This window comes from Bacillus cereus group sp. BfR-BA-01350 (assembly GCF_022663775.1).
In the GTDB taxonomy this organism is placed as follows: Bacteria; Bacillota; Bacilli; order Bacillales; family Bacillaceae_G; genus Bacillus_A; species Bacillus_A paranthracis.
Genome location: NZ_JAKUGD010000008.1, coordinates 125,428 through 140,511 on the forward strand (window position 1 = coordinate 125,428; position 15,084 = coordinate 140,511).

Below are 15,084 nucleotides of genomic sequence, written 5' to 3' on the forward strand. Positions count from 1 at the left end.
TTTACATTTCATAAAAAACAATTTATAATAATATGTCGCAACTATGTATAAATCTAGCAAGGTGATTCATATTTCCTTGCCTTAACACAATAAAATTTTGGGGAGATTACATTTATTATGAATGCTGTACTCATTGCAGTAGCAGTTATGCTATTGCTTAGTTTGTTACGTGTCCAGGTCATTGTCGCCATCATTGTTGGAGCTTTAACAGGCGGACTTATCGGTGGACTCGGTATTTCAGAAACGATTAACACTTTTACAACTGGTCTTGGAAACAGTGCTCCAATCGCTTTAAGTTATGCAATGCTTGGTGGTTTCGCTATTTCTCTTTCCAAAACCGGACTTCCAGATGCTATGATTCAAACGGCATTAAAGTGGATTGGCAATGAACAAGACACGAAAAAACAAGTTTACTCTAAAATACTTATTCTATTTATCATTTTAACGATGGCTTGTTTCTCACAAAATGTGATTCCTGTTCACATCGCTTTCATCCCCATCTTAATTCCAGCACTTTTAAAAGTATTAAATGAGCTGAAAGTGGATCGCAGACTTGTTACATGTATTATTACATTCGGATTGATTACTCCTTATATGTGGATTCCAGCAGGATTCGGAAAAATTTATCATGACGTATTACAAACAAATGCTGCGCAAAGCGGTCTTACATTTGATGTCACACTTATTCCAAAAGCAATGACCATTCCAGCAATCGGTATGATTATCGGATTATGTGTGGCAGTATTTATTACGTACCGAAAACCTCGTACGTATGAAACAGAACAAATTCATACTACTGAAAATGAAATCGTTCCCTATACAAAACGAAGCATTACTTTCGGGCTAGTATCTATCTTAGCTACATTAACTGTTCAATTAGCAACAGAATCAATGATTTTCGGCGCTCTAGCGGGGATTATCGTTTTATCAGTTAGTGGTAGTCTACCTCTTAAAGAAGCTGATGCAATTTTAACAAGCGGAATGCGTATGATGTCCTTTATCGGATTTGTTATGATTTCTGCCGCTGGGTTCGGAGCTGTTCTTCGAAAAACAGGACATGTTGAATCTCTTGTACAAACGAGTGCACATATAATTGGGAATAACAAACCACTCGCTGCATTTCTTATGCTTGTAATTGGACTGCTCGTTACGATGGGGATTGGATCATCTTTTTCAACCATCCCTATTTTAACAACAATTTTTGTACCTCTTTGTATTCAGCTTGGATTTAGTCCAATGGCCACCATTGCAATTATCGGTACAGCCGGAGCGCTAGGAGACGCAGGATCTCCAGCATCAGATAGTACACTTGGACCAACATCCGGTTTAAATGCTGATGGTCAACACCATCATATATGGGATACGTGTGTACCAACTTTTTTACATTACAATATACCGTTACTTATATTCGGCTTTATTGCCGCAATTACATTATAAAAGGTGCGTTTTATACGCACCTTTTACTTTTTTATTTTTCCCTTTAATTGTTGCAATGCTATTTTCCCATTTTCTTCGATACAACTTTCCATTTGCATAAATGACGGACCTGCCCACTCACTGTCTATACTCCCGTTCATTCCAATAATTTTCAATTTATCCGGTATACGGATATTTAATTTTTTTGCTGCTCGAATTAACTCAAAGGTAATCTTATCATTTGAAGTTACAATTCCATCTATATACGGATAAGTTTGCAATAATGTAACAAACTTTTTATTCGTATACCCTTGTACACATTCTTCTCGATAAGAGATTCCTTCCTCCCAAACAGCGTCTAAAAATCCTGATATGTACTCTTCCATTTCTTCACTATCTTCGCCCTCACCGAAATAAGCAAGAAAGTGACAACCTTTTTCTTTTAATAAAAAGACCGCTCTTTGGCCACTTTCATAATAATTTGCATGAGATTTTTTTTCATCAATCACAACAAACGGAAGTGGGATTTCTCCTATACTTTTAAAAACGGATCTTGTCAAAATAACACCTGCAACGTTATTTTCCTTCAACATATGTATGTATCTATCTTTATTCTCTATATTACAAACAATAATTTGATATCCTTCTTTATACGCTATTTCCTCAATACAATGTAGCAAAGTGATGTTTGATGGGTCATATAGATTATCTACAAGTAATGCAATTATCGTTGAATTCTCTTTAAATAGTGGCTTTGCTGCACTATTTGGCCTATAACGTAATTCCTCAATTGCTTCCTTTACTTGTTTTACTGTGTCCTCATGAACGTATCCTTTTTCATTTATAACTCGTGAAACGGTTGCGACTGAAACACCTGCCAATTTTGCAACATCACGTATAGTTGCCACATCGTCACCCCTTAATATGGTAATAGATTACAATTTTACGGTAACCTAAATTACAATATTCGTCAAGGTTAATAATTTATATTTCTGAAAATTGTTACATCATTACACTAAACTATATTCTAATTGAATTTCATGTAAAATCGGGATATTATCATACCCAATGCGCGGAATTTCTTTCTTTATTTTTCGTGCCTCTTCCACCGCATTTACATATAAATTCGTCATCAAAAAATTACGTTTTTGGTAAAAACGTAACGCATTCATATTATCATTTGTTGTTATAAGCCAAACCTGCCTGCACCGTTCTTCTTCTGCAACTCGTAATACACAATCCACAAGTTTTGTCCCTATTCCTTTTCTTTCTTCAAAGCTATCTAACGATACAATTTCGCACATATTTCCGATCAATTCATACGTTACAATTCCGATTATTCTGTCTTCTGAGAGCGCAACAAATCCTGGCAACTCTTCTAACTGATGTCCCTTACCACGTGAAACCATCAATGAGCTCCCCCAGTTCTCACACATGAACATTCGAATTGTTTCTTTCATCGCTGGCGTAATTTTTTGTATATGCACCATTTCCTATTTCTCCCCTTTTCTATCCTTGTGATACAATATAAGTGTATCACATGTAACGGTATTTGGAGGATGAGGTAAAGTATGAAACGTTTTTTTGCAGCATTGTTTACTATACTAGGTGCGATAACTGCCCTTGGGATTTTCTTTACAAATAAGGTGATGTACTTAAAGAAAAAAACAGAGGAAGAAATACTCGAAAGAGAAACGAAAAAACATTTTCGTATAGAGGATTTTGATGCTCTTCATAAAGAAGAAATTCATATTCCTTCGCAATTCGGATATGATCTTCACGGATATTACATTCCTGCTGGTCATTCCAATAAGTTTATGATTTTCTGTCACGGCGTAACTGTAAATAAAATGAACTCTGTAAAATATGCAAGGTTATTTTTAAACAGAGGATATAATGTCGTTATTTATGATCATCGTCGTCATGGTAAAACTGGCGGAAAAACAACAAGCTATGGCTACTATGAAAAGCATGATTTAAAATCTGTAGTTGACTGGCTAAAAGGTCGTTTTGGAACAAATATAACACTCGGTATTCATGGTGAATCGATGGGCGCTGCAACACTTCTTCAGTACGCAGGACTTGTAGAAGATGGTGCTGACTTCTATATTGCAGATTGTCCTTTCTCTGATTTCTACGGACAATTACAGCACCGTTTAAAGGTTGAATTCCATTTACCAAAATGGCCTTTATTACCTTTAGCAAATGCTTTCTTAAAAGTGCGTGACGGTTATACGATTCGTGAAGTTTCACCAATCGATTGTATAAAAAACATTAACAATCCCGTCCTCTTTATTCATAGTAAAGATGATGATTATATTTTAGCTGATATGACGAAAGCGCTCTATGAAGCGAAGGAAAACAATAAACAACTTTATATTGCAGAACACGGCGCACACGCTTGCTCTTATAACGAAAATAAAGAAGAGTATGAAGCAGCCGTTGATCAATTTTTAAACTCATATGTAAAAGAAACAAAAAACAGGCTTGCATAAGCCTGTTTTTTTATTGCGCTAAAACGTCTGTAACTTGTTCCATATTTTCAGAAATCCACTTTATTGCATCATCTAGCGTTGGAAATTCTGTCGTTTGAAATGTTACCTCATCTTGCAGTAACCAAACATCCTTTGACTCTTGTCCTACACCAGCAATGGACCAGTGTAACAAACTATATGGATGATTATCATTCAAAAATGATGCCCACGTGCGCTCATTTGCAATATTTCGTAATGTACGTAATTGTTTATCCATCTTTCGTCACCTTACTCTAGTCAGTTATAAAAAACATTATAACACTCTCTTCTCTTCCAAAGAAAGTGCTCTTTTCATATTGTCAAGTACTTCTCTTGATTATATGATGAAATTAAGCGTTTGGGAAGGAGGGATAGCGTTGGCTAAAGTACAAATTAAAGTAAATGATAATGGCTCTTTTCGCGTTACAGGGGACGTGGAATTAGTTGATTCACAAGGGAATGTATTCCCAGCAAAACCGGCATTTTCTTTATGCCGTTGTGGTTTATCAAAAAATATGCCTTATTGCGATGCTTCGCATAAAGGTAAATTCGAATCTGTTGTTAGAGCACCAGAGGCAGAATAATTTCACATGTGACATGCACATTTTTTTGTGCATGTTTTTTCTTTTTAGCAACTCCGTTATATCCCTTCTCCTTACAACATTTCTAATACTTTTGTCTCCATCTCAGCCTACATATATTTTCACACAATTCTTCACATTCGAATACTTTTTACTAGCCTTTTATTTTTTTTGTGCTATAATTTGAGCAAACAGCATCCTTCGGGGTCGGGTGAAATTCCCAACCGGCGGTGATGAAGTGCAAACTTCTAAGTCCGTGACCCGTTTTCAACTCGAAAACGGTGGATCTAGTGAAACTCTAGGGCCGACAGTATAGTCTGGATGGGAGAAGGATATGTTTTCTAGTAATTTTATATAGCGAATACACTTTTATTTCAGTATGCATATTTTTATAGATTCAATTCAAATCTATATATATGTTTTATTTTGTATACTTATCTTTCTATACTGAAATAAAAAGATACGACTAGCGTTTGAAAAATTTGATATTTTTGCTAGGTTTCTTCCTTATGCCAAAATATCAATCATCGTTAGGTTTCTTTCCTATACTTTCGTATTCGAACTATATTTCTAGAAATCACGTCTCCCAAGCCCCAAGGATATTAAAATCCTTGGGGTTTTTTGATTTTTTTAGGAGAGGTGAAGAAAATGACAGATCAAGAATATATGAGGATTGCTCTGCAATTAGCAGAAGGAACATCTGGGCAAACAAGTCCAAATCCTATGGTTGGTGCTGTTGTTGTAAAAGACGGAAATATCGTCGGTATGGGAGCTCATTTACGTGCTGGTGAAGAACACGCAGAAGTTCATGCTCTTCATATGGCTGGTGACAAAGCAAAAGGAGCCACAGTGTATGTAACACTTGAACCATGTAGCCATTTTGGAAAAACACCACCTTGCTGTGAATTGCTCATCAAAAAAGAAGTCAAACGGGTTGTAATTGCTACTCTTGATTGCAATCCTCTCGTTTCTGGTAATGGAAAAAAAAGATTAGAGGAAGCTGGCATCGAAGTAACTACCGGTGTTCTGGAAGCAGAAGCAGTTTTATTAAATCGCTACTTTTTTCACTACATGAAAACGAAACGTCCGTTTGTAACAATAAAAACAGCGATGAGCTTAGACGGAAAAACAGCAACCGTAACCGGTGAAAGTAAGTGGATTACAAGTGAAGATGCACGAGCTGATGTTCATCAATATCGTCATACACACGATGCAATTCTTGTTGGAGTGAATACAGTTATAGCTGATAATCCGCATTTAACAACAAGAATTCCTAACGGGGGGCAAAATCCTATACGCGTTATTTTAGATACCCATTTACGAACGCCACCATCTTCTCATGTCATAACAGATGGTTTAGCACCGACATGGATTATAGTTGGTACGGATGTAAATCCAGAGAAAATAGCTTCTTATGAATCTGAAAATATAGCTATATTCCAAATGAAAACGAAACAGATTGAAATACAGGATGTTTTACACCTACTCGGCGAAAAACAAATTCTTTCTCTTTTCGTCGAAGGTGGTCAAACCGTTCATGCAAGTTTCTTACAAACAAAGTATTTCAATGAAATTGTAACTTATATAAGTCCAAAATTAATTGGTGGAAAAAATGCCCCTACTTTATTTGGCGGCAATGGTTTTTCAACATTACAAGATGCACTTTCCTTGGAAATTCAAGAGATGAAACAAATTGGCGATGATATAAAAATTGTTGCGCATGCCCGAAGTGAGGTGATGGAATGTTTACAGGAATTGTAGAAGAATTAGGAACGATTGCAAACATGCAACAAAGCGGCGAAGCGATGAAGTTAACGATTCATGCCAATAAAATTTTATCAGATGTTCACTTAGGTGATAGCATCGCGGTTAACGGTATTTGCTTGACTGTAACGAGTTTCACAACAACTTCATTCACAGTGGATGCAATGCCCGAAACGATGAAATCGACATCACTTCGCCTACTCAAATTACACTCTAAAGTAAATTTAGAGCGAGCAATGGCTGCAAACGGACGATTCGGTGGACATTTCGTTTCAGGACATATTGATGGCATTGGGACGATATTAAACAAAAAACAACACTATAATGCCATCTATTACAAAATAGCTATTTCTGATGAACTGCTGCGCTATTGTTTGCATAAAGGATCCATTGCTGTTGATGGAACGAGCTTAACAATATTTGATCTAGACGAATCTTCCATTACAATTTCACTCATCCCGCACACAGTAAGTGAATCTGTTATCGGAGAAAAGAATGCCGGTGACATCGTAAACATTGAGTGTGACATGATTGGTAAATATATCGAACGATTTATTACTAAGCCTGTAAAACGAACAGGTTCAATGACCGAAAACTTTTTACAAGAAAACGGATTTCTATAAGGGGGAAGCATTATGTTTCATCGTATTGAAGAAGCTCTAGAAGATTTAAAACAAGGAAAAGTCGTGATCGTATGTGATGATGAAAACCGTGAAAATGAAGGCGATTTTATCGCTTTAGCAGAGTATATTACGCCAGAAACAATTAACTTTATGATTACACATGGACGTGGTCTCGTTTGTGTACCAATTACAGAAGGGTACGCAGAACGTCTACAATTAGAACCAATGGTAGCTCATAATACAGATTCGCATCATACTGCATTTACAGTGAGCATTGATCATGTTTCTACAACAACTGGGATTAGTGCCCACGAACGTGCAACTACGATACGAGAAATGTTAAATCCTGCATCAAAAGGTGCTGATTTCAATCGTCCCGGACATATCTTTCCATTAATTGCGAAAGAAGGTGGTGTCTTGCGCCGGGCTGGTCATACAGAAGCTGCTGTCGATTTAGCACAGCTCTGCGGAGCAGAACCAGCTGGCGTCATTTGTGAAATTATTAATGAGGACGGTACGATGGCACGGGTACCTGATTTACTACAGTGCGCAAAACAATTTGATATAAAAATGATTACAATAGAAGATTTAATTGCTTATCGCCGCCACCATGAAACATTAGTGACACGAGAAGTGGAAATTACATTACCTACAGATTTCGGTACTTTCCATGCAATTGGCTATTCTAATTCCTTAGATTCGAAAGAGCATATCGCACTCGTAAAAGGTGATATTTCAACAGGAGAGCCTGTACTTGTACGCGTTCATTCAGAGTGCTTAACAGGAGATGTATTTGGCTCGTGCCGATGTGATTGCGGACCACAACTCCATGCTGCACTTGCTCAAATTGAGCGTGAAGGAAAGGGCGTTCTTCTTTATATGAGACAAGAAGGACGAGGCATTGGGCTTCTGAATAAGCTTCGCGCTTATAAGTTACAAGAAGAAGGATTCGATACTGTAGAAGCAAATGAAAAGCTTGGCTTCCCTGCTGATTTGCGGGATTACGGTATTGGCGCTCAAATATTAAAAGATTTAGGTTTACAACATTTACGATTATTAACGAATAACCCAAGAAAAATTGCTGGCTTACAAGGTTACGATTTAGAAGTAATCGAGCGTGTACCGTTACAAATGCCAGCAAAAGAAGAGAATAAAACGTATTTACAAACGAAAGTAAACAAATTAGGACATTTACTAAACTTATAATTAAAGGAGAGATTTATTATGGTATTCGAAGGTCATTTAGTTGGTACAGGATTAAAAGTTGGGGTTGTTGTTGGACGTTTTAATGAATTTATTACAAGTAAATTACTTGGCGGCGCTTTAGACGGATTAAAGCGTCACGGTGTAGAAGAAGCTGATATCGATGTTGCTTGGGTTCCTGGTGCATTTGAAATTCCTTTAATCGCTAAAAAGATGGCGAATAGTGGGAAATATGATGCTGTTATTACGTTAGGCACTGTCATTCGTGGTGCTACAACACATTACGATTACGTTTGTAATGAAGTAGCAAAAGGTGTTGCATCTTTATCACTACAAACAGACATCCCAGTTATTTTCGGTGTATTGACGACTGAAACGATCGAGCAAGCGATTGAACGCGCGGGCACGAAAGCTGGTAATAAAGGCTATGAATCTGCAGTTGCTGCAATTGAAATGGCTCACTTATCAAAACAATGGGCATAAAAAAAGAGGCTGCGGCCTCTTTTTTTATTTCTTCACTTTTCTCCGTACATCTTTTATTAATTCATCCATTGTCTTTCCTTCTGTTTGTATACGAAGCGTCTGTGCTGTTTTCCATACATTCTCTCTTTTCTTCGCTTCTTCTATAATAGTAATTTCTTTTCGTACTTCCTTTAAATCTTTCCCTTCTGTTTTCAATCCAAAATGTTCAGCTTTCGTTCGAAAATGTTGTTCAATTCGTTGTTGCATCTCTTTTTGTTCAGGATTTTCGGCGGCCTTAACTGGATCAGCGCTTATCGCTTTTAGTAAAATGAGACAAGTCATAATCGCTAATATATATTTGTGCATGTAAAATCCTCCAACCCAATGTAAAGTGAAACTTTAATCAGTGGGGGGCTTCATCCCCCACTGATTATTAGTTGAACCAATCGGACTTTTATGGCAGCCCGACCCCCACCTAACTTCTTTGCTTTCGCTGCTTTTTGAGGTGTGGGTCTTACTGCCCATTAAAGTCGGATAAATTACATATTTACTATGTACAATTGGGGCTTGGAAAATTCGTCCACCAAAATTCTTTTTTTCGCTCAAAAGCCAATAGTATCAAGAGTTCACAACTATTTATTACATTTTATTTACAAAAAAAGCAAACTCTTTTACAAGTTTGCTTTTTTCTATCTTAAAGTGCACATTCTTCAATCTCAAATCCTAAATCTTCAATCATACCCCAGTCTGCAGTCGGTTCTTGTCCAGCTGTCGTTAAGTAGTCTCCAACAAAAATAGAGTTTGCTGCAAATAAACCGATTGGCTGTACAGAACGTAAATTGATTTCACGCCCTCCTGAAATACGAATTTCTTTTGTTGGGTTTACAAAACGCATCATTGCCAGTACTTTTAAACATTCTACTGGCGTTAACTCCTTTTGTCCTTCAAGCGGCGTACCCTTTACAGCAACAAGGAAATTGCATGGGATTGAATCTGCATCTATACGTTGTAATTCAAATGCAATTTCAGCGCGCTCTTCTATTGTCTCTCCCATTCCAAAAATCGCCCCAGAACATGGTGAAATACCTGCTTGTTTCGCTTTTTGAACTGTACCAACACGATCATCATACGTATGAGTGGAGCAAATGCTTTCGTAATTATTCGCATGTGTATTTAAGTTGTGGTTATAACGATGTACACCAGCTTCAGCTAAACGTCCTGCTTGATCTTCGTTTAAGAAACCTAAACAACAACAAATCTTTAAATCTGTCGTTTCACGAATCTCCTTAACGGCTCCAATTACGTGATTCACCTCTTTATCCGTCGGGCGACGACCAGATGCTACAATACAATATGTACCAGCTTTACGGCGTATTGCTTCGTGTGCTCCTTCTACAATCTTTTCCTGCGTTAACCATGCATATTTATCAATCGGTGCTTCTGAAATAATCGATTGTGAACAATATCCGCAATCTTCAGGACATAATCCAGATTTCGTATTAATAATCATATTTAATTTTACTTTCTTACCAAAGTAATGATGGCGAATAATGTAAGCAGCATTCATAATCTCTAAAACTTCTGTATCATTAGCTTCTAATATCGCTATTGCATCCTCTTTCGTAATCATTTTTTCTTCTACTACGTCGTATGCAAGTTTTTTCCAATCCCTTTTTGTTTGTACTTGTTTCATTTCATCTCTTCCCCTCTTTTGTTATATGCACAAATAAAGCATGATACGTTGCCATTATCCCTTCATTTCCCGTGAAGTCTCTTTCGTATATGCGAAGCATCGCACGAAAGAGTGAGGGACTTTGACAATATGATTCTTCATTACTATTGGTCGCTCCTACTTTACGAATAGAATGTAGAAACTCCCTAACTTCTGTAAATCTCTCTATGTAACACGTTTCAGAAACATGTACATCCCCTGTTTCTATCTCACATATATGGCGCAACTGATTTTTCGAATAAAAACGTTGCCCAATCGATGTTTCATTTTGTATATTTTTTTCTTCTTTCGCCCGCTGGAACGAAGCATGCAATTCTTGAAATGTTTCCTGTCCAAATGTTGAAAAGAGTAATATCCCCTCTATAGATAAATGACGAAATAAATTTCTTATCACTTGTTTTAAATCATTTAGCCATTGAAATGTGGCATTTGAAATAATGACATCATACGTTTCTTCTAGTCGTAATCTTTCGATATCCTCACAGTAAAATGTTACATTGTTTACATTTTGTCTAGTTCTCGCAACTGCAATCATACTTTCGGCAAAATCAATAGCTGTAATTTGTGCTTTCGGAAATAAGTTTGATAATTGCTCTGTAACATATCCTGTCCCGCATCCAAGTTCCAAAATACGTATCGATGAATTTGCACTATATCGCCGATTCAATGTAGAAAGTAATGAATGCGCCATCTTTTTTTGTACATTTGCATATTGATCGTAGGATACAGCTGCCACGTTAAATCGTTTTTGTAGTAACGTTTTGTTGATCATGTCGTATCCCCTCTACAAATTGAATGATTTCATTTGCGCAATATTCGAAATTCGTTACGCATAATGCATGTCCAGCCTCACTTACTACTTTTAACTTAGCATTCGCATTCTTTGTCATACTATGAGCTGCAGATAATGGACATATCACATCCTGTTCTCCATGAAGAAGTAACAGCGGGACTTTGACATCTATTAATTCGTTTCTCATATCTGCTTCTATTAAATAATCTAAGCCTAATTGTAATGACTGAATCGAGTCTCCTTTAAAATTCAGCGCAATCTCTTCAAAACTCGTATTCTCTTTCAGTTCATCTTTTGTAAACATATTTTCATAAAACCGCTTGAGCGTATCTTCTTTCTTTCTCGCCACATTCTTTTTCAGCCGCTCTACATGCAAAGCATTCCATCCACTCATATAGTCGCTCGAATTTGTAAATTTGGCAGTACCACCAATTAGTACAATACCTTTTGTCTGAATCTTTTTATGTGCTTGAACTGCTGCTAACGCCCCTAATGACCATCCAACTAAAATGACATTTTCATCCTTTGCTACATCTATTACTCGACCTGCAAACTCACTTTGTTCTTTCACATTACGCCAATTGATACATTGAACAGAATATTCTTTAAAATACGACAGAACTAAAGTCCAAACACCTTCTTCCATTCCCCACCCAGGAATAAAAATAATCTTTAGCTCTTTCATACGAAAAACCCCTCTTCTTTACCAATACGTATAATATGGTGGATAGCCCATTGCAAATCAGCTATTGTATGTTGGGACGTAACTGCAAAACGGACTCGTGAACTATTAACTGGAACCGTTGGTGGACGAATTGCAATTGCAGCAATCCCTACCTGTTGCAACCTTTTACTAAACCGTAAAGCTGTTTCATTTGAACCGACTACAATCGGTACAATATGAGTTGAGCTATTTCCAATATCAAAACCAGCTTCTCGTAAATGGTGTCTGAAATATGCTCCATTCTCTATAAGTCTCTCTCTTCTTTCATTATCTTCTTTCACAATTTCAATTGCTTTTTGCACTGCTCCTAACGTACTTGGAGGTAAAGCTGTAGTAAAAATAAAACTTCTCATCATATTGTGTAAATACTCTATATAAATTGCATCGCCTGTCAAATACGCACCATAACACCCTAAAGCCTTACTAAACGTCCCCATATGTATATCTATTTTTCGAGCAAGATTTTCTTCTATATGAGATAATCCAGCTCCGCCAATTCCATATATTCCACTCGCATGTGCTTCATCAACTATAAGAATTGCCCCGTATTTCTCTTTCAGCTCTACTAACTCCCTTAAATATGCAGTATCACCATCCATACTAAAAACAGTATCTGTTACGATTAATTTCCGCTTTTCAGGTGACGCTGTTTTCAATAACTTCTCTAAATGATCCAAATCATTATGACGATACCTTTTATGCTCTGCCCCACTTAATATAATTCCATCAACAATGCTTGCGTGATTTAATTTGTCACTAAACACAATATCGTGACGACTCACTAATGAAGAGATCACTCCAATATTTGCGGTATATCCACTATTCACAACTAAGGCTTTTTCAGTGCCTTTCCAATCGCATATACTTCTCTCAACCTCTTCATACAGTGAATAGTTTCCTACCACGAGCCTTGATGCTGTCGCCCCAGTTCCATATTTTCTTGTACATGCGATAGCAGCTTCTTTTAATCTTTCATCTCCAGCTAACCCTAAATAATTATTTGACGCTAAATTTAGCATCCTTTTCTCATCTCGAATAAGCCATGTCTCTTCTGCTTGTTCTGTTACATGCAAATTACGATACTGCTCTCGCTCATGTAATTGTTGCAATTTAGATTGAAGATGTGTGCGCCACGTTTGATTCATTTCGGATAAGCTCCTCTAATTTTGAAATCATTATATATTCTTTAGCAGATTCCAAGACTTCTTCTCTTGTAAACTCACCTGCAAAGAATGGTAATAAACCTAAAACCGGTACCCCACTTAGCTCTTCAATCATTTCTTTATTTTCTTGCACTCTTTCCATTTCGCATTCTTTGCAGCCAGATAAAATGACACCTGCTACTGTTAAACCATATGCCTTTGCGTAAGCGATCGTTAAAACTGTATGATTTACTGTTCCTAATGTAGGGCGTGCTACTACAATAAGTGGAAGTTGTAATTCTTTTGCGAAATCAATTACTAAAGCGTCCTCTGTATATGGAACAGCTAATCCACCTGCTCCTTCTACAAGTAGACTATTAAAATCTTTCAATCGTTCATTATAGTGATGAATAATGTCTTTTAACGTTACTGTCCTTCCAGCTCTTTTCATGGCAAGTCTCGGGGCAAGCGGCTCTTCAATAGAGTAAGGGCAAATTTCATCTTCTTTTGTCGGTACACCTGATAATGCCTTTAGCCTTGCTGCATCTCCTTCTGGATTTGATGCAACATGTCCACTTTGCAACGGTTTATATACCCCGATGTTATATCCCAGTTCTCTAAATACACCTGCTAATGCACCGGCGACTACAGTTTTCCCCACTTCAGTATCCGTTGCTGTTATAAAAAAGCCACTCATTATTCTCCCTCCGTAACATCCGAGATTGCTTTATACAAAATACGTAACATATCATCAATCTCATCAATTGTAGAAGCAAGAGGGGGCATAAATACAATCGTATTACCGAGCGGGCGCAAAATCATACCTAGTTCTCTTGAGCGTTTACATACTTGAACACCGACTCTCTCTGTCCATTCAAACGCTTCTTTCGTTTCCTTATTCTTCACAAGTTCAATTCCAACCATTAACCCGCATTGACGAATGTCCCCTACATGTTTATATGCAAAGAGGTCTTCTAATTGCGTTGCCACATATTCTGTTTTACGTGCCACCTCTTCTATTAAATTTGTTTTCTCGTATAGTTCTAGATTTGCAATTGCTACCGCACACCCTAACGGATTCCCTGTATAACTATGTCCGTGGAAAAATGTTTTTTGTTCTTCATAGCCTCCTAAAAAGGCATTATAAATTTCATCTGTCGTTACAGTAATTGCAACTGGTAAATATCCGCCTGTTAAACCTTTTCCGGCTGTCAAAATATCCGGTGTTACATTTTCATGTTCACATGCAAACATTTTTCCAGTACGCCCAAATCCAGTCGCTACCTCGTCTGTAATAAATAGAACATTATATTTTGTACATAAATTACGTAGCCCTTTTAAGTATCCTTTTGGCATTGTAATCATACCGCCAGCACCTTGCATTAAAGGTTCTACAATAATCGCCGCAATCTCTTCATGTTTATCTTTCAGCAGCTCTTCCATTTCTTCTAAATGTTTTTTTACAATTTCCTCCTTATTATTTCCATAAGGAGAACGATATGTATATGGATAAGGCATTTTAATTGCTTCAAATAAAAGCGAACTATACACTTGGTGAAACAAGTCTATTGCTCCCACTGAAACAGCTCCAATTGTGTCACCATGATACGCTTCTTTTAATGTAACAAATCTTTGTTTCTTCGGTTTTCCTTTATGCTGCCAATATTGAAAGGCCATCTTAATTGCAATTTCAACAGCGCTAGAACCGGAGTCTGAATAAAATACTTTCTTCAAACCTTCTGGTACAACTCCAATTATTTTTTCGGCTAATAAAATAGATGGAACGTTAGCAAGCCCTAACATAGTAGAATGGGAAATTTTATTTAATTGCTCACGAATTGCCTCATCTAGTTCTGGCACTTGATGTCCATGAACATTTAACCAAATAGACGAAACACCGTCCCAATATTCATTTCCATTTACATCGTATAGCTTTCTTCCCTCTCCCCGTTCAATAATGACAGGATCTTCTTCTAAATAATCCTTCATTTGTGTAAATGGATGCCATACATAGGCTTTATTTTTCTCCGATAACTCTTCATATGTATGTGATGGTTTGTCAGTCGTACTCTTACTAAAAGTCACAATTGTCACCCCTAATGTTAACTAGTTTATAAATATAGTTAACATT

Annotated in this window: 17 protein-coding genes and 1 riboswitch; of the genes, 7 read left to right on the top strand and 10 right to left on the bottom strand. The window is 37.0% G+C overall.

Annotated elements, in window-relative coordinates:
• The first annotated feature begins 117 nt into the window (after positions 1-117).
• Complete coding sequence (locus MR147_RS18090) at positions 118-1,437, top strand: Na+/H+ antiporter family protein (RefSeq protein WP_074606918.1); 1,320 nt, start codon at positions 118-120, stop codon at positions 1,435-1,437.
• Between the two features lie 23 nt (positions 1,438-1,460).
• On the opposite strand, the gene MR147_RS18095 is transcribed toward MR147_RS18090, so the two are convergent.
• Together MR147_RS18095 and MR147_RS18100 are read right to left on the bottom strand one after the other, a co-directional pair.
• Positions 1,461-2,324: a LacI family DNA-binding transcriptional regulator gene (locus tag MR147_RS18095; protein ID WP_074606920.1), complete on the bottom strand. Its 864-nt coding sequence runs from the start codon at positions 2,322-2,324 to the stop codon at positions 1,461-1,463.
• A 102-nt stretch (positions 2,325-2,426) separates the two neighbouring features.
• Positions 2,427-2,906, bottom strand: coding sequence for a GNAT family N-acetyltransferase (locus tag MR147_RS18100; RefSeq protein ID WP_046197871.1), 480 nt, complete (start codon positions 2,904-2,906; stop codon positions 2,427-2,429).
• Between the two features lie 81 nt (positions 2,907-2,987).
• Between MR147_RS18100 and MR147_RS18105 the strand changes: the two genes are divergently transcribed.
• Positions 2,988-3,911, top strand: coding sequence for an alpha/beta hydrolase (locus MR147_RS18105; protein ID WP_074606922.1), 924 nt, complete (start codon positions 2,988-2,990; stop codon positions 3,909-3,911).
• Between the two features lie 10 nt (positions 3,912-3,921).
• On the opposite strand, the gene MR147_RS18110 is transcribed toward MR147_RS18105, so the two are convergent.
• Complete coding sequence (locus MR147_RS18110) at positions 3,922-4,167, bottom strand: YqkC family protein (RefSeq protein WP_000360809.1); 246 nt, start codon at positions 4,165-4,167, stop codon at positions 3,922-3,924.
• A 139-nt stretch (positions 4,168-4,306) separates the two neighbouring features.
• Between MR147_RS18110 and MR147_RS18115 the strand changes: the two genes are divergently transcribed.
• The 5 genes from MR147_RS18115 to ribH all read left to right on the top strand — a co-directional run bounded on the left by MR147_RS18115 (position 4,307) and on the right by ribH (position 8,583).
• Positions 4,307-4,513 carry a CDGSH iron-sulfur domain-containing protein gene (locus tag MR147_RS18115; protein ID WP_001151582.1) on the top strand — a complete coding sequence of 69 codons (207 nt, stop codon included), beginning with the start codon at positions 4,307-4,309 and terminating at the stop codon, positions 4,511-4,513.
• Positions 4,514-4,703: 190 nt separating this feature from the next.
• A riboswitch (FMN riboswitch) is annotated at positions 4,704-4,847 on the top strand.
• A gap of 311 nt (positions 4,848-5,158) precedes the next feature.
• On the top strand, positions 5,159-6,271 hold the full coding sequence (gene ribD, locus MR147_RS18120; RefSeq protein WP_074606924.1) for a bifunctional diaminohydroxyphosphoribosylaminopyrimidine deaminase/5-amino-6-(5-phosphoribosylamino)uracil reductase RibD: 1,113 nt from the start codon (positions 5,159-5,161) through the stop codon (positions 6,269-6,271).
• Positions 6,253-6,897, top strand: a complete 645-nt coding sequence (gene ribE / locus MR147_RS18125) for a riboflavin synthase subunit alpha (protein WP_074606926.1) — start codon at positions 6,253-6,255, stop codon at positions 6,895-6,897. Before ribD ends, ribE begins: the two co-directional genes overlap by 19 nt.
• Before the next feature lie 12 nt (positions 6,898-6,909).
• Entirely contained in the window at positions 6,910-8,103 is a 1,194-nt protein-coding gene (ribBA, locus tag MR147_RS18130) for a bifunctional 3,4-dihydroxy-2-butanone 4-phosphate synthase/GTP cyclohydrolase II (RefSeq protein WP_074606928.1), read from the top strand.
• Between the two features lie 18 nt (positions 8,104-8,121).
• Positions 8,122-8,583 carry a 6,7-dimethyl-8-ribityllumazine synthase gene (gene ribH / locus MR147_RS18135; protein ID WP_000230889.1) on the top strand — a complete coding sequence of 154 codons (462 nt, stop codon included), beginning with the start codon at positions 8,122-8,124 and terminating at the stop codon, positions 8,581-8,583.
• Positions 8,584-8,607: 24 nt separating this feature from the next.
• On the opposite strand, the gene MR147_RS18140 is transcribed toward ribH, so the two are convergent.
• From MR147_RS18140 to bioA, 7 genes are all read right to left on the bottom strand, one after another.
• Entirely contained in the window at positions 8,608-8,928 is a 321-nt protein-coding gene (locus MR147_RS18140; RefSeq protein WP_000549777.1) for a hypothetical protein, read from the bottom strand.
• A gap of 328 nt (positions 8,929-9,256) precedes the next feature.
• On the bottom strand, positions 9,257-10,255 hold the full coding sequence (bioB, locus tag MR147_RS18145) for a biotin synthase (protein WP_074606930.1): 999 nt from the start codon (positions 10,253-10,255) through the stop codon (positions 9,257-9,259).
• A 1-nt stretch (position 10,256) separates the two neighbouring features.
• The gene (gene bioC, locus MR147_RS18150) at positions 10,257-11,066 is read right to left on the bottom strand and encodes a malonyl-ACP O-methyltransferase BioC (protein ID WP_000608933.1); all 810 of its coding nucleotides are present in this window, start codon (positions 11,064-11,066) and stop codon (positions 10,257-10,259) included.
• Entirely contained in the window at positions 11,032-11,772 is a 741-nt protein-coding gene (locus MR147_RS18155) for an alpha/beta fold hydrolase (protein ID WP_074606932.1), read from the bottom strand. Before MR147_RS18155 ends, bioC begins: the two co-directional genes overlap by 35 nt.
• Complete coding sequence (bioF, locus tag MR147_RS18160; RefSeq protein WP_074606934.1) at positions 11,769-12,956, bottom strand: 8-amino-7-oxononanoate synthase; 1,188 nt, start codon at positions 12,954-12,956, stop codon at positions 11,769-11,771. The genes MR147_RS18155 and bioF overlap by 4 nt, the downstream gene beginning before the upstream one ends.
• Positions 12,922-13,650, bottom strand: coding sequence for an ATP-dependent dethiobiotin synthetase BioD (bioD, locus tag MR147_RS18165; RefSeq protein ID WP_000012488.1), 729 nt, complete (start codon positions 13,648-13,650; stop codon positions 12,922-12,924). The genes bioF and bioD overlap by 35 nt, the downstream gene beginning before the upstream one ends.
• Positions 13,650-15,038 (bottom strand): adenosylmethionine--8-amino-7-oxononanoate transaminase, encoded by a 1,389-nt coding sequence (gene bioA / locus MR147_RS18170; protein WP_074606935.1) that lies wholly within the window; start codon positions 15,036-15,038, stop codon positions 13,650-13,652. Before bioA ends, bioD begins: the two co-directional genes overlap by 1 nt.
• Positions 15,039-15,084: the final 46 nt, after the last annotated feature.

Coding starts and splice junctions, on each gene's coding strand:
- MR147_RS18090 (WP_074606918.1), top strand. CDS start 118: ATGAATGCTGTACTCATTGCAGTAGCAGTTATGCTATTGCTTAGTTTG.
- MR147_RS18100 (WP_046197871.1), bottom strand. CDS start 2,906: ATGGTGCATATACAAAAAATTACGCCAGCGATGAAAGAAACAATTCGA.
- MR147_RS18105 (WP_074606922.1), top strand. CDS start 2,988: ATGAAACGTTTTTTTGCAGCATTGTTTACTATACTAGGTGCGATAACT.
- MR147_RS18110 (WP_000360809.1), bottom strand. CDS start 4,167: ATGGATAAACAATTACGTACATTACGAAATATTGCAAATGAGCGCACG.
- ribD (WP_074606924.1), top strand. CDS start 5,159: ATGACAGATCAAGAATATATGAGGATTGCTCTGCAATTAGCAGAAGGA.
- ribE (WP_074606926.1), top strand. CDS start 6,253: ATGTTTACAGGAATTGTAGAAGAATTAGGAACGATTGCAAACATGCAA.
- ribBA (WP_074606928.1), top strand. CDS start 6,910: ATGTTTCATCGTATTGAAGAAGCTCTAGAAGATTTAAAACAAGGAAAA.
- ribH (WP_000230889.1), top strand. CDS start 8,122: ATGGTATTCGAAGGTCATTTAGTTGGTACAGGATTAAAAGTTGGGGTT.
- MR147_RS18140 (WP_000549777.1), bottom strand. CDS start 8,928: ATGCACAAATATATATTAGCGATTATGACTTGTCTCATTTTACTAAAA.
- bioB (WP_074606930.1), bottom strand. CDS start 10,255: ATGAAACAAGTACAAACAAAAAGGGATTGGAAAAAACTTGCATACGAC.
- bioC (WP_000608933.1), bottom strand. CDS start 11,066: ATGATCAACAAAACGTTACTACAAAAACGATTTAACGTGGCAGCTGTA.
- MR147_RS18155 (WP_074606932.1), bottom strand. CDS start 11,772: ATGAAAGAGCTAAAGATTATTTTTATTCCTGGGTGGGGAATGGAAGAA.
- bioF (WP_074606934.1), bottom strand. CDS start 12,956: ATGAATCAAACGTGGCGCACACATCTTCAATCTAAATTGCAACAATTA.
- bioD (WP_000012488.1), bottom strand. CDS start 13,650: ATGAGTGGCTTTTTTATAACAGCAACGGATACTGAAGTGGGGAAAACT.